The sequence below is a fragment of the Neptunomonas sp. XY-337 genome (genome assembly GCF_004959845.1).
In the GTDB taxonomy this organism is placed as follows: domain Bacteria; phylum Pseudomonadota; class Gammaproteobacteria; order Pseudomonadales; family Balneatricaceae; genus Neptunomonas; species Neptunomonas marina.
Map to the genome: position 1 here is coordinate 452,782 of NZ_SPLL01000002.1, position 14,297 is coordinate 467,078.

Genomic DNA, 14,297 nt, shown 5'->3' on the forward strand with positions numbered 1-14,297 from the left:
GCTACTTATGACTGATATCTTGCGTGTTTCCATCGTACAAACAGAGCTCGCTTGGCAAGCGCCGGAAACAAATCGACAGATGCTGAGTAACGTGATGGAGCCTCTGCAGGGGGCGACTGACCTTATTGTGCTGCCCGAGATGTTTACCACAGGCTTTATGATGTGTCCTGAGACAATGGCTGAGCCTATGGAAGGCGAAACATTGCCTTGGCTCAAGCAGCAGGCGCATGAGCTTGGCGCTGCCATATGTGGATCGGTTGCGATTAAAGAAGATGGCGCTTATGTGAATCGCTTCCTTTTTGTCACCTCAGAAGGGGAGGTTGCTTACTATGACAAGCGGCACTTGTTCCGGATGGGGAACGAGCATGAACACTTCAATGCGGGCACTAGCCGGTCGCTCATCGAGTACCGAGGCTGGCGCATCTTGCCTTCCATCTGCTACGACTTGCGCTTTCCGGTCTTTTTGCGCAACCGCAATGATTATGACTTGATGATCAACGTCGCGAACTGGCCTGGTGCTCGGCGTAACCCATGGCGTACCCTGCTACAAGCGCGTGCGATCGAGAACTATGCCTACGTAGTGGGAGTGAACCGTATCGGTAGTGATGCGGCAGGTTTACACTACACGGGTGACTCCATCGCTGTTGATTTTAAAGGCGAGCTGGTCTGTGATCATCCAGTGGATCAAGCGTTTGTTGAAACGGTTGCGCTCGATCGGGCAGCGTTGCAACAGTTCCGCGACAAGTTTCCTGTTTGGCAAGATGCGGATGATTTTGATCTTGGCATGCCCTAGGCAAATGGCTCAAATATCTAAGGGCGTTTAGTGCGCCCTAAATACTCATCCAAATCTTTGTGAAACTTAATACGGCCTTTGCCGCTGTGCTTGGCGCGGTACATCGCCTTATCAGCTTGGAGCAGTATTTCGGATAGCGTTTGCCCATCCTCTGGGAATAAGCTGATACCGATACTTGCGCCGACCTCAATAGCACTGCCGTCTTCGCGCTTAAACTGGCCGTAACAGTTGGACACGACCAACTCTGCTACCTTGGCGGCGATATCACGCGATGCGCCTTCCAGCAGAATAATGAACTCGTCACCACCAAAGCGCGTAATGATATCGCCTTTTCGCACAGCGGCTTTCATGATGTCTGCCACTTTCTGCAGATATTTGTCACCTTCAGCGTGCCCAAAAATATCGTTAAGTGACTTGAAGTTATCAATATCCACGAAGATAATCGCAACTTGGCTGCCGTTGTGTTTCGCGCGTTCGAGAATACCGGGTAGTTCATCTTCTAAGCGACGACGGTTACCAAGACCGGTTAAATGGTCAGTTGTTGCGTGTCTACGCTGCTCAGTCTGCTTGTTGCGATAGTGGCGAATTGTAGCTATCAGAATACCTGTGATGACAACTGTCGCGGCGATGTATAGCACGATAAAGCGCAAGTACTGGCGAAATCGCGTCTCTTGATCCATAGCGAGTTGCAGCAATATTTGATTCGCGCTTTGCAAAGGCGCCGAGATGTCTAACGCAATGAGTTCATGGATCGTGTTGTTGTACTCTTGGCGTAGTTGCGTAAAGTGGCTCAGCCGATGCTGCAAGTTGACCCAGTTGATACGTGAAAACTCGGGCAGTTCGGAGAAGTCGTTGGGCACCGGCAGCAACGATTCGCTGTTGGGTTTCTCAAACTCGATTCCGACCATATAGCTAATGTAGTAGTGCAAGCTGTTAGCAGCTTCGGCAGATAGCGTGCCATCCACAACATGCTCACTCAGTTGCTCTCGCAGCAGCATACTGCGGCGTGTTGCATCAGCAACGACATCCTGCTTTTTGTGGCTTAGCTGGCGTAGTATTTCGGTCATCTCCTGCTTTTGGTTAAGCAAGGCTGATAACGGCTGCAGAATGCTTGGAATAGGGGAAGGTAAATCGGGCTGGCTTAAAAGTGCCTTAGCAAAGCGAGTTTGAATGCTGTGAATGTCTTCATAGTTGACGAAACCATCGAGTGCGCCTCTTAGGATCGCGCGCTCAAGCTGCGTATCGAGTGTGCGCAGGTGGCTCAAGTATTGATAGGTGCGGTAGGCCTGCTGGTCGCCAGACGCCCGTTCAGCTTTGAACCAGATCACGCCAATCACAGTAATCAGAGTGATTACGATCAACAATATGACCCAAGGTCGTATCAACTTCATAAGATGGCGATGTGCCTAAAAGGCTGTAAAAACACGCAGTACATTTAGCAATCAATCAACGTCTGAGCTTGTTAAAGGTGCGCAGTCTACTCCTTCAGACCGTATTTAAGCTTAATCATCTCGTGCCTATTGCTGGAACCTGCAATACGGGCGCTGTCTCTTTTTAGCGGCTACATTATAGAGAGTTTGATGAAATTTGTTGGCTAATATAAACAAAAAAAGCGAGCTTTTGCCCGCTTTCGTTTTGGAGTGGATCAGAAGCGCCAATTCACACCAATGCGGAAATGGCGCTCGGGCTCTGAAAAACGTGCCAGGCCGTCAAGGTCTGCCGTTTTGCCACGCGCTTCGTCCCACGTGTGGTAGTCCTTGTTAGTGAGGTTAAAAATGCCTGCATCAAGGCGCAAGTCATCGTTGACTTGATAATATGCAGTTAGGTCAACGACACCGAAACCTGCCGGTACGAACGGATTATCGCTCGAGATATCGCTGCGCGATTTGCCTTTGGCTGCGGTTAACTGTAGTTCGCTACCCCAGCGTTTATTGGGCGCATCGTAACGCAGCCCGATCACACCAGAGAGCGGAGCAACTGAATCGAGGGGCTTTTCAACCCCATCGACTTTTTGGGTGCCTTCGGCGTAAGCAATGGCGGTGTGCAGCTCGAAACCACGTAAGTTTGGTGCCAGCTCCTCAAGATAGAGTGCGCCTTTAAACTCAGCACCTTTGATGACCACACCTGCGAGGTTTTGCTGCTGGTAAACACCGTAAGGGTACTGGGGATCGAAAGGCAGTGTTACCTCATCGATAAAATTGTCATAGTCGTTATAGAAGACGAGGAACTCTAGGTTTGCTGGTGCGGTATTAAAGCGTACGCCTGCCTCAAAGCTATCGCTGGATTCCGGTGCTAGGTTCGGGTTGGCGATAAATTTATAAGCACCGCTGCGCCCGTAGTTTGCAAACATCTGGTCCATATCTGGCGCTTTGAAACCCTGACCAAATTGACCAAACAGTGTCGTGGTGTCATTGATGTCATAGGTGGCACCTAAGCGGAAGCTCAGTTGGCTATCTTCATTGTTCTCAGGTGATGGATCCAGTGGGTTGCTATCGAGGTATGCTTGATCAGGCTGTGGATCGATTTTGTAGCGATCATAACGCAGACCTGTTGTGACCTTGAGGCCGCTATCGCCAAAAGTCATCTGGTCTTGGATATATGCGGCAACTGCATCGCTCTCACTGCGCGGCATGGAGCGATTTGCACCGCTTAGTGAACTGCTACGGTACTGCTCGAAGGTTGTTTGTTCGTAGTCGAGTGCATAGATCAGGTCGTGCTCAATCGCATCAGTGACCAGTTGCTTCTTGAACTTGATCTCAGCGTTGCGCGTGGTTTCGTCATACTCGCCGGTATAGCGGTAGTCACCGCCGAAACGCGCATTGAAATAGCCTTGGTATTGATCTGTTTCGGTGGTTTGCCAATCAAGATCGACTGTGACGCTATCAAACAGGGCGTGATCTGCGAGCAGTTCATATTGGCCTGACAGCCTGGTACGTTTTTTATCTTCGTTGTAAAAGGCATCTGCGTTGCTAGAGCTCAATTGAGTCGTGTCTTCGTCCGTTTTGACCTGCTCAGCTGTGAATGTCAGCGTTTGATCGTGCGGGAGCGAGAAGAGCACCTTACCAAAGAGACTGTTCGCTTCTTCATCTTTCGGGTCGCTTTTCTCTCGAGTAGGGCCGGTGCCACCTAGATCACCATGAACACGAACCTCTTGTGCATCCTCGCGTGTCGCGATGAACAGACCTTCTACCGTTTCATTGCGCCCAGCCAGACTGAGCGTATTGCTGAAGCCCTCTTTCGAGTCGTCATATTGCGAGCGAATGCTCCCGGCAAAGTTATCTTGTGGGTCAGTTAAGAGATCGCTCGGGTCTTTGGTTGTGAAGTAAACGGTTCCGCCCATCGCATCGCTGCCGTAGATAGACGAAGAGGGGCCAGGGATGACATCAACTTGCTTTAGTGTGTTTACATCGACTGTGTTACGGCTTGAGTTAAGTGAGCCCCACGATAGGTTTTTCGCTTGACGAACACCGTCGACCGAGATCAGCACGCGGTTGCCAGTGATGCCACGGATATTGATGAGTCCATCACCTTGTGCGCCGCCGCTGACCGACACTGAAGGTGTGTACTTGAACAGGCCTTTAACGTCATTGGTGAGGTTACGTTGGATGTCTTCTTCGGAAATGACGCTAACAGATCCGTGAGTATCGCCCAGTGTTTCTTCGGTTTGCGATGCACTAATAACAACGCGGTCGAGGTAGCGAACGTCCTGAGAGGTCGGCTCGGCTGCGTTAGCAGCCGTTGCCACAACACTGCCTATACAGCAGCAGAGAAGTCGTTTTTTCATGGTTAGCACTTAGTAAGTTGAATAGGTGCCAACTACTATAATAAATAAATATAATGCGAATCAATATCATTTAGTTTTATTTGGTTGGTTTTTTGTTCATCATCTCGCGCATTTTCTCGCAATGATCCTCTCGAGGTTGGCGGGGAGTAAACCAAGCAAAGTCGGCCTGTGTGTGATCTATATAGTCTGCAATTTGGCGCTTATCCTCAGCTACTTCAACAAGCGCAAGTGATACGCTTTGCTGGCTGAGCGCCGTAAGGTGCAGGGGAACACCAACATCCTTGCGGGTATGGAAACTGCCTGCGATGAGTAAGCTTGGTGACGAGCGATCACGGGCCATCACGTGTGCCATGCGCGCATCCTTTGCGAGCTGGATGTTGTTCATACTGCTCAGTTGTGCGTCTTTGATCATGCCGCAGTGGCTGCTAATGATCTGCTCCGCGATGATCTGGGTAGCGTTTTCCGGGATCTGCGTAACGGTTGCAAGGTCTGGACGATCAAGAGCACTCGGCGATTTGTAGATCAAGCGGATTGTTTTGCGACTGATGTTGCCGGGCACAACGCCTTTGCCATAGCGGACCGCTTGTGTGATCGCCCCACGGTAGTCTTCCCAAGGCCAACGGTTCTCTTTCCAGTTTAGTTTTTCGTAGATCGCCTCAGCGGAGTCTTCGGGCAAGAGGGTGCGTGCCGCGTCCATGTTCTCTTCGGATAGCATCTCGAATACGGCTCGCCGTGGTTGGTGCTCACTCAGTGTTTCGATGAGAAAGCTCTCGATCATGTGGTGATCGGGGTTGTCATGGTTTTCACCAATTAACACGTGCACTTGCGCATTCAGTTGCTCAATGAGCTGCGCAGAATCGACTGACTCGCCGGTTTGCAGGTTAACAATCATGCCGCTTAGAGGATGCTCTTGCAGCAGTGGTGACAACCATGCATGGGGATAGTTTGCTGCGGTGCTTTGGCCACTAAAAAGCATAAGTAGAGAAGTTAACAAGGGTAGCAAAACCCGCTCGCGAATAGGGGTGAAATGGGCTTTAGGAATCATTTTAATACTCTTAGTATTGTTAATGTAAATGAGTATAGTTATCATTAATATATATTTCTATTCTAAATATTGGAGTCTATTATGGGCGATCTCGCGCAGATGTTTAATCGTGTCACTGCTTCCTCCTCACTGTCAGAGCGATTCGCGGCACTCATCGAGGCTGAACCCAGTTTGCGCCGTCGTCAGCAGGCTGAGCGTCTGGATGTACCGGAAGCACAACTGATCGATCAGCAGTGTGGCGTCCAGTCGATCCGTTTGAACCGCAAGTTTTCAGATCTGATCTATGCGCTGCCTGAGTTGGGCTACATCATGTCATTGACGCGCAATGAATCGGCGGTGCATGAACGTAAAGGTATTTACGACAACATCCGCATTAACGGACCAATGGGCCTGGTTATCTCGCCCGACCGGAAAATCGATCTGCGTATCATCTTGTCCCGCTGGACTGTTGGTTACGCTGTTTGCGAAGTACTAGGTGATTCGCACCGCTTTAGTTTGCAGTTCTTTGACCAAGCCGGTAACGCCATTCAGAAGATCTACCTTCAGCCTAACAGTAACTTTGCAGCCTATCAGCGTTTGGTTGAGCAATTTGGCGCGGCTGACCAAGATGCGCAGGTGAGCTTTAGCACGCCAGAGGCCAACACTGAGATGGCATCTGATAGTGATGTTGATACCCATGCGCTGGTGAATGAATGGAAAAAGATGACAGATGTTCACCAGTTCTTTGGTTTGTTACGCCGCCATAAAGTCACACGCGAGCAAGCGTTCCGGTTGGTGGGAGAGCCCTATGCGTGCCCTGTTGCGAACAATTCTGTGGGGTATCTGCTAGAGGAAGCTGCACAGCAGCGCCTGCCGATCATGTGCTTTGTGGGAAATAGCGGCAATATCCAGATCCACAGTGGTGTGATCGAAACTGTTAAACGTGTTGGGCCATGGCTTAACGTGCTAGATCCTGAGTTTAACTTGCACCTTTTGGAAGATCAGGTTGCCTCAGCATGGCTGATTCGCAAACCAACAGTAGATGGCATGGTGACCTCGCTGGAGCTCTACGATGCGAAAGGTGAAACCATTGCTCAGTTCTTTGGCGTACGAGAAGAGGGGCAACCTGAGAATCGTGCATGGCGCGCACTCGTTGAGTCTCTGCTTGGTGAAGAGGTTGCGGCATGAAGCTCTTATCACACAGCATGCGTTGGCTAAGTGCTGCTCTGCTAGCCGTACCGGTTATCGCATCGGCTGCACCTGAGCGTATCGTGGTTGTGGACGGTGCCTTAACCGAGATTGTGTATGCATTAGGGCAAGAGGACAAACTGGTTGGTGTTGATACCACATCGGTCTATCCCGCTGCGGCAACGCAGCTGCCTCAGGTTGGCTACAAACGTGCTCTCTCAGCGGAGGGAACACTTTCTCTGGCGCCTGATCTTGTGATCGCTTCTGAGGATGCGGGCCCTGCAGGTATCTTAGGGCAGATCGAGTCGGCAGGCGTCACCGTGGCATCGGTAACAGCAAAAGCGTCGGTGGATGCCGTGGGTGAGAAAGTAAAGCGCGTTGCAGCACTCCTAGAACAACCTGATGCGGGTGAGGCGCTATGGCAGTCTATTCAAGCGGATATTGAAACTGTTCAAGCCAGCCAATTGCGGTTGAGTAAGCCGGTAAAGGTGTTGTTTATCCTTAACGCGAGCGGAGGCAGAAACTTGGTCGTTGGCGGCGCTAATACCCATGCCGATGCAATCATCAAACTTGCGGGTGCCGAGAATGCCGTTCAAGGGATAGAGGGCTACAAGCCGGTGACGACAGAAGCATTGGTGGCCATGGCACCTGACGTTGTCTTGATGATGAAGCGTAATGAGCACTCAATGCCAGCTGCGGAGCTTTTTGCTATCCCTGGGTTGGATCGTGTTCCCGCTGCAGACAATCAGCGTTTGGTTACGATGGACGGTATGCTGCTGCTAGGCTTTGGGCCACGTATAGGTCGGGCGATGAAACAGTTGCACGAAGCTCTTTACCCAGCGGTAGTAGCGGCGCAGTAATGGACAGCTTAGAGCAACACGAATGGCGAGTTAAGTGGTCCCTATTAGGCTTACTGGTTGCACTGCTGCTCGCCATATTGACCTCCGTCAGCGTTGGGCCGATGGATATCTCGATGAGTGATGCCTATCGGATTCTACTCAGCGGGCTGGGGCTTGATGCCGGAGAGGTTGAGCGGCACCTAGCTACGATTATCAATGCGATCCGTTTGCCCCGTTCGCTGTTAGCGGTGCTGGTTGGTGCGGCGTTAGCTGTGTCTGGCGCTGCGATTCAAGGTGTATTTCGCAACCCACTGGCGGATCCCGGGTTGATCGGTATCTCGGGTGGCGCTGCGCTGGCGGCGGTCAGTATGATCGTGTTTGGTGGCTCCGCACTCGCTGTGGTGACCGAGGTGCTGGGCCAGTATGCGCTCATGTTTACCGCCTTCTTAGGTGGCTTTGCGGCAACCTTAGTGGTGGCGAACATAGCGACTTCACGGCTCGGCGTCTCGATTACCACCATGTTGCTCGCCGGTATCGCTATCAATATCGTCACGGGTGCAGGGATCGGCATCATGACCTATATGGCGGATGATGTGCAGCTGCGTACATTAACGTTCTGGCAGATGGGTAGCTTGGGTGGCGCGACATGGGATGTGGTGCTGGCTGCCGGTTCTGTTATTGCCATTGTAATCGTGATGATCCCGCGTTATGCCCTAGGGCTGAACGCTTTGCTGTTGGGTGAATCAGAAGCTCGCCACTTAGGTATCGATGTACGCCGTGTTCGTCGTAATATTATCCTCCTCAGTGCGGTGGCTGTAGGTGCCAGCGTTGCTGTGTCTGGCATGATTGGGTTTGTCGGTTTGGTGGTCCCGCATATCATTCGGTTGGCATTGGGACCTGATCACCGCTATTTGCTGCCCGCTTCCGCGTTGGCAGGCGCACTGTTCTTGTTAATCGCTGACATGATTGCCAGAACATTGATCGCACCCGCTGAATTACCTATCGGTCTGATTACGTCAATTATTGGCGGTCCGTTCTTTATCGCATTGATCGTACTGCGTGCGCGACAAGGAGGCGGGATATGAGCTTAATAGTTGAGCACCTCTGTTTCGATATCGGCTCAAAGCGGCTATTAGATGAAGTGAGCTTTGCCGTAAATCCGGGGGAGGTCGTTGCTGTTCTTGGCCCCAACGGTGCGGGCAAATCTACGCTGCTGCGGGTGCTTGCCGGTGAGTATCGCCATTTCGCGGGTGACCTTTCGTTAAATGGTCAGCGCTACGAGAACTGGGACACCCATGATATCGCTCGCATGGTGGGCGTATTGCCGCAGCATACAACGTTGATGTTTCCCTTCTCTGTATTTGAAGTCGTATTGATGGGGCGAATGCCTCACGCAACCGGCCGAGTGCGTGATCGCGAAATTGCGAAAGCTGCGCTGGAGCGGGTAGATATGTCTCACCACATTAGTTCATCGTTTCCGTCGCTATCGGGTGGAGAAAAGCAGCGTGTTCAATTGGCGCGGGTACTCGCGCAGATTTGGGATGCTGCAGAGCAACCGCGTTATCTGCTGCTTGATGAACCCACCTCCGCATTAGATCTTGCTCATCAGCATCATGTGCTGGCACTGGCGCAATCGTTAGCGCAAGAGGGGGTTGGCGTTATGGCCATTTTGCATGATCTCAACCTCGCGGCGCAGTATGCCGATCGGTTGGTACTACTAGAACAAGGACGTGTTAAAACACAGGGCAGTGTTGAACAAGCGCTGGATCCTGACATTCTCAAATCGTTGTTTGGCATTGCGGTGGATGTCGTGCCGCACCCAAGCCAGTCGTGGCCGCTGGTGGTTGCGCGTTAGGAGGTGATAATGACTTTTCTCTGCCCTCAGCATCATTCGCAACTACAGCGTATGCCCAAGCATGCTTTGATCGGCTGCTGGCTGCGATGGATGATGGCGGCAGAGCCACATTATCTCGCACGGGGTTGGGATCGTGTATTGCCGCTGGTCGGCAGTGCTTACGATCTAACACCGATGATTTGTCAGCAGAGCCGTGGTGACCTGTTTAGCCAGCGTATTGCGTTTGTATCGGCTGTTTTCCTCTCTAATGTCTTGCATCACTCTGGTCGTGAGGAGGAAGCCGACCGCGTATTAATGAGTGCCAATACGCAGCTGGCGGGCTCACAATTAGCTGCCGTTGAGCCAGACGGCGAGATTGGCAAAATCCTCTCCGATGAGCCGCGTCAGCGCCAGTTGGTTGCGCAGTATCTCAATATTGAGCTTCACCAGCGCCGCTACCCTGAGCGGCGTGTCCATTAAGCAGCCCTGAGCTGCTCTTCCAGCCACTGTTTGAACTGATAAATTCGGCTACTTTGCGCGTTGAAAGCGGGTATTTGGAGATAAAAACCGTAGCCGCTTGTGTAGCGTATCCCCAGAGGGTTCACGAGCTCTCCCTCTGCGAGCTCCCGCTCGACCATAAAGTGGGGTAGTAAGCCGATACCTTGGCCCTGCCGAATCGCCTCATAAGACATATAAAAATGCTCAAAGCCAGTGCTGTAGTGTGGGGCTTGGCCGCGATGTTCATTGCCCAACACGTTATTGAGGAAGGCTGTCCAGATTTGTGGCCGTGTAATGTGCAGCAAAAGAGGGTGGTGCAGTAGATCTTCCGGTTGTTCGATTGGCTGAGCGGCAAGGCGTGAGGGGTGAATAATCGGCAGTAACTGCTCAGCAACCAGTAATGTGCTGTTTTCATAGTTGGGAGAGAGCGGTAAACAGCGAATCGCTGCGTCTATCGTGCCTTCCGTGAAGCGCACGGTCTCGTCGCTCGATGCGACCGCTAAATGGATATCCGGATGTGCGGATTGCAGCATCGCTAGGCGAGGAATCAACCAAAGATTGCTAAAAGATGGGCTTAAACTGATGTTGAGTGTGCGTTGATGCCGTTGTTGCTGCAGCAGTGAGGTCGCGCCTTGAATCAAGTTCATCGCTTCAGCAATGGCGGGTAGGTATTGGCGGCCCTCTTCAGTCAGCTCAAGGCCTGTGGCAGTGCGTTTAAAAAGCGATACTTCAAGGTGTTTTTCGAGCGTTTGGATCTGCTTGCTAACAGCGCCTTGGGTTACGCATAGCTCATCCGCAGCCTTGGAAAAACTCAGCTTTCTCGCTGCGACCTCAAAGGTTTTAACCGCATTTAGGGGAGGAAAATGGCTGCGCATTAAAGGGCTCTCGCACTAGTCGTTTGGGTAGGTATTCCGTTTTCTCATAATGGTGGAGAATATATCGATTGTTGCGTGGATTAAACCGCTTTTTAATGGCTGCATTGTCAAAAAAAGGGGTTAAAGCGCACCATGAGCCATGTTTTTCATCGCCAATGTAATCAAAAGCTGCCAGCGGCAGTGAAAGGCGACGGAGTCTATCTTATTGATCAATCTGGTAAACGTTATCTCGATGCAAGTGGCGGCGCTGCTGTATCTTGTCTTGGCCATAGCCACGCAGGTGTGCGCGAAGCGTTGCACCAACAGATAGATGCTTTGGCTTACGCTCACAGCGGCTTCTTTACAACAGAGACGGCAGAAGCGTTGGGTGAAAAGCTCACGTCGTTGGCACCGGGTGATCTCAACTATGCCTATTTTGTATCGGGCGGTTCAGAGGCAGTAGAAGCGGCGCTTAAACTGGCGCGCCAGTACTTTGTCGAGAAGGGAGAGCCCCAGCGTCAGCGCTTTATCGCCCGTCGCCAAAGCTATCATGGTAATACGCTAGGTGCGCTGGCGGTGGGCGGCAATGAATGGCGCCGTGCTCAGTTTGCACCGCTGCTGATTGACGTGGCGCATATCGCACCTTGTTACGCGTACCGTGATCAGCGTGAAGATGAAACGAGCTTCGAATATGGACAGCGTGTTGCCAATGAGCTTGAGCAGCAACTGCTGGACGAGGGGCCAGATACGGTTATCGCCTTTATCGCTGAGCCTGTGGTGGGTGCCACGGCTGGCGTCCTGCCTGCTGTCGACGGTTACTTCAAACGCATTCGCGAAATCTGCGATAAGTATGGCGTGTTGTTAATTCTCGACGAGGTGATGTGTGGGATGGGCCGCACAGGTACCTTATTCGCCCACGAGTATGACGGAATCACCGCTGATATTGTGACGATTGCGAAAGGGCTAGGTGCGGGCTATCAGCCTATCGGCGCGATGCTAACAACGGAAGAGATCTACCAAGCGGTCTCGAGTGGGACTGGCTTTTTCCAGCATGGCCATACCTATATGGCGCATGCAACCGCGATGGCTGGGTCGCTGGCTGTACTAAACGCCTTTGAAAATGAGCAGCTCGTCGCGCGAGTTGGTACGGAGGGCGAGCTGCTTCAGGCGAGCCTCAAAGAGCGCTTAATTGATCACCCCTTTGTAGGTGAGGTGCGCGGCCGCGGCTTTTTCCAAGGCATTGAGTTTGTTGCAGATAGAGCCACAAAAGCTCCACTACCTGCTAAAACGCAGTTCCATGCAAGGCTCAAGCGTACCGCTATGGAGAGCGGCCTGATGTGTTACCCAATGGCCGGTACGATCGATGGGCAGGCGGGTCATCATGTGTTGCTAGCACCGCCCTTTATTTTGAGCCGATTTGAGCGTGACGAGCTAGTTGATAAGCTGGTTGCGAGTATCAATCATGTATCTGAAGAGGTTTATAAGGAGTTTTTAGCATGCGCCAAGACAGCTTAGTCATCGTGGCACCCAACGGTGCTCGACGAGGCAAACAAGATCACCCAGCACTGCCAGTGACCCCTGATGAGATTGCGTTAGAGGTTGAGGCGTGTGTTGAGGCGGGCGCGGCTATGGTGCACCTCCATGCACGCGATGCTGAGGGTGGCCACTCGCTAGAGGTGGCTGATAATGAAGCGGTACTTGAGGCGGTGTGTAAACGTGTTCCGCAAAAAGATGTCGTCATCCAACTGACAACAGAAGCCGTAGGAATCTACCAGCCACCGCAGCAGATGGCGTTGGTACGAGCATTGCAGCCAGAAGCTGCCTCCTTCGCGATTAAGGAGCTGATCCCGACTGAGCGCGATGAGGAAACAGCCGAAGGTTTTTTCCGTTGGGCAGCGAGCGCTGGGGTGATATCGCAGTTTATTGTTTACTCGGCGGATGATCTGCTGCGTTACGTGGACTTGGTCGAGCGTGGTGTCTTACCAAAAAATAAGCACCACCTCTTGTTTGTTTTAGGCCGGTATCACAACAAGCAGCAGTCTGAACTCAGTGACCTTGAGCCGTTTTTAGCACTGACTGACCGCTTAGGTGATGTACGGTGGGCTGTTTGCGCATTTGGCCAGCAGGAGCAGGCGTGTTTGTTAGCGGCGACTCAAGCAGGGGGAGATGTGCGTGTTGGGTTCGAAAATAACCTGTTACGTCCTGATGGATCGTTGGCAAACAACAACAGTGAACAGGTGTCTGAACTGGCTGACAAGATCGCTCAGCAGGGACGTAAGGTACTGACTGCACAAGAATTACGTGCGATGCCACTATTTCTGTCATAAATATGCGGTAGGGGCGTGAACTAAAGTCTAAAACATATTAGTCTTATATCAATTGGTGAAGGTATAAGGCGATTCTCATACTTGTAATCGTTACTAAAAAATATCAACCAATATAACAATAGCTAAATAAGCGTTAGTTAAGTGAGGAGAGTGAGATGAAAACTATTAAAACGGCCCTGATGGGTGCTGGTCTATCTGCGATGTTCGCGATGGCGCCAAGTGCTCAGGCACAGGATTTCATCACAATCGGTACAGGTGGTGTAACAGGCGTTTACTACCCAACTGGTGGTGCAATCTGCCGTTTGGTTAATAAAAGCCGTAAGGAACATGGCATCCGCTGTTCTGTAGAGAGTACTGGTGGTTCTGTATACAACATCAATACGATTCGTGCAGGCGAGTTGGACATGGGCGTAGCTCAGTCTGACTGGCAGTACCATGCATACAACGGCACAAGCAAGTTCAAAGACGCTGGCGCATTTAAAGATCTGCGCGCGGTATTCTCTGTACACCCTGAGCCGTTCACCGTGGTTGCACGTGCTGACGCTGGCATCAAAACATATGATGACCTGAAAGGTAAGCGCGTTAATATCGGCAACCCTGGCTCTGGTCAGCGTGGCACGATGGAAGTGCTGATGGATGCGAAAGGCTGGACGACAGACGATTTCAAACTTGCATCTGAGTTGAAAGCGGCTGAACAGTCTAAAGCGTTGTGCGATAACAAGATCGACGCAATGGTTTACACAGTAGGTCACCCGAGTGGTTCTATTAAAGAAGCGACGACATCTTGCGATAGCGTACTGGTAACGGTTGCAGGCCCGGATGTTGAGAAGCTTGTGGCTGACAACGATTTCTACCGTACAGCGACGATCCCAGCAGGTATGTACCGTGGTACTGACGGCGATACACAAACATTTGGTGTAGGTGCTACGTTTGTAACGTCTGCAAATGTTGATGACAAGCTGGTATACAATGTTGTTAAGGCGGTCTTTGAGAACTTCGACACATTCAAGAAGCTTCACCCAGCCTTTGCTAACCTGAAGAAAGAAGAGATGGTAAAAGACGGCTTGTCTGCGCCATTGCACCCTGGTGCTGAGAAGTACTACAAAGAAGCAGGTCTTCTGTAAGTTTCAGTCGTCGCTTAGGTTTTAGACCTATG

Annotated in this window: 13 protein-coding genes; 9 read left to right on the top strand and 4 right to left on the bottom strand. The window is 51.5% G+C overall.

Annotation, left to right across the window (positions count from 1 at the left end; genetic code table 11):
• Window positions 1–7 precede the first annotated feature (7 nt).
• Entirely contained in the window at window positions 8–793 is a 786-nt protein-coding gene (locus E4L36_RS05710; RefSeq protein ID WP_136679711.1) for an amidohydrolase, read from the top strand.
• Window positions 794–810: 17 nt separating this feature from the next.
• Here E4L36_RS05710 and E4L36_RS05715 read toward each other — a convergent pair whose 3' ends face one another.
• From E4L36_RS05715 to E4L36_RS05725, 3 genes are all read right to left on the bottom strand, one after another.
• Window positions 811–2,184, bottom strand: a complete 1,374-nt coding sequence (locus E4L36_RS05715) for a GGDEF domain-containing protein (protein ID WP_136679713.1) — start codon at window positions 2,182–2,184, stop codon at window positions 811–813.
• A 254-nt stretch (window positions 2,185–2,438) separates the two neighbouring features.
• Window positions 2,439–4,577: a TonB-dependent hemoglobin/transferrin/lactoferrin family receptor gene (locus E4L36_RS05720; RefSeq protein ID WP_136679715.1), complete on the bottom strand. Its 2,139-nt coding sequence runs from the start codon at window positions 4,575–4,577 to the stop codon at window positions 2,439–2,441.
• A 76-nt stretch (window positions 4,578–4,653) separates the two neighbouring features.
• On the bottom strand, window positions 4,654–5,622 hold the full coding sequence (locus E4L36_RS05725; RefSeq protein WP_169051485.1) for a ChaN family lipoprotein: 969 nt from the start codon (window positions 5,620–5,622) through the stop codon (window positions 4,654–4,656).
• An 81-nt stretch (window positions 5,623–5,703) separates the two neighbouring features.
• Here E4L36_RS05725 and E4L36_RS05730 point away from each other — a divergent pair, with 81 nt between their 5' ends.
• From E4L36_RS05730 to E4L36_RS05750, 5 genes are read left to right on the top strand one after another with little or no spacing between them, the layout of a single operon-like run.
• A complete protein-coding gene (locus tag E4L36_RS05730; RefSeq protein WP_136679719.1) occupies window positions 5,704–6,789 on the top strand; it encodes a ChuX/HutX family heme-like substrate-binding protein in 1,086 nt (361 codons plus the stop codon).
• Window positions 6,786–7,649, top strand: coding sequence for an ABC transporter substrate-binding protein (locus tag E4L36_RS05735; RefSeq protein WP_240770680.1), 864 nt, complete (start codon window positions 6,786–6,788; stop codon window positions 7,647–7,649). Before E4L36_RS05730 ends, E4L36_RS05735 begins: the two co-directional genes overlap by 4 nt.
• Window positions 7,649–8,713 (top strand): iron ABC transporter permease, encoded by a 1,065-nt coding sequence (locus E4L36_RS05740; protein WP_136679722.1) that lies wholly within the window; start codon window positions 7,649–7,651, stop codon window positions 8,711–8,713. The genes E4L36_RS05735 and E4L36_RS05740 overlap by 1 nt, the downstream gene beginning before the upstream one ends.
• A complete protein-coding gene (locus E4L36_RS05745) occupies window positions 8,710–9,483 on the top strand; it encodes a heme ABC transporter ATP-binding protein (protein WP_136679724.1) in 774 nt (257 codons plus the stop codon). Before E4L36_RS05740 ends, E4L36_RS05745 begins: the two co-directional genes overlap by 4 nt.
• Window positions 9,484–9,492: 9 nt before the next feature.
• The gene (locus tag E4L36_RS05750) at window positions 9,493–9,942 is read left to right on the top strand and encodes a hypothetical protein (RefSeq protein ID WP_136679726.1); all 450 of its coding nucleotides are present in this window, start codon (window positions 9,493–9,495) and stop codon (window positions 9,940–9,942) included.
• On the opposite strand, the gene E4L36_RS05755 is transcribed toward E4L36_RS05750, so the two are convergent.
• On the bottom strand, window positions 9,939–10,835 hold the full coding sequence (locus E4L36_RS05755) for a LysR substrate-binding domain-containing protein (RefSeq protein ID WP_136679728.1): 897 nt from the start codon (window positions 10,833–10,835) through the stop codon (window positions 9,939–9,941). The genes E4L36_RS05750 and E4L36_RS05755 overlap by 4 nt on opposite strands.
• A gap of 132 nt (window positions 10,836–10,967) precedes the next feature.
• Here E4L36_RS05755 and E4L36_RS05760 point away from each other — a divergent pair, with 132 nt between their 5' ends.
• The 3 genes from E4L36_RS05760 (at window position 10,968) to E4L36_RS05770 (ending at window position 14,265) form a co-directional block, all read left to right on the top strand.
• The gene (locus tag E4L36_RS05760) at window positions 10,968–12,329 is read left to right on the top strand and encodes an aspartate aminotransferase family protein (protein ID WP_136679730.1); all 1,362 of its coding nucleotides are present in this window, start codon (window positions 10,968–10,970) and stop codon (window positions 12,327–12,329) included.
• The gene (locus tag E4L36_RS05765) at window positions 12,311–13,141 is read left to right on the top strand and encodes a 3-keto-5-aminohexanoate cleavage protein (RefSeq protein ID WP_136679732.1); all 831 of its coding nucleotides are present in this window, start codon (window positions 12,311–12,313) and stop codon (window positions 13,139–13,141) included. Before E4L36_RS05760 ends, E4L36_RS05765 begins: the two co-directional genes overlap by 19 nt.
• A gap of 155 nt (window positions 13,142–13,296) precedes the next feature.
• Window positions 13,297–14,265 carry a TAXI family TRAP transporter solute-binding subunit gene (locus E4L36_RS05770; RefSeq protein WP_136679734.1) on the top strand — a complete coding sequence of 323 codons (969 nt, stop codon included), beginning with the start codon at window positions 13,297–13,299 and terminating at the stop codon, window positions 14,263–14,265.
• Window positions 14,266–14,297: the final 32 nt, after the last annotated feature.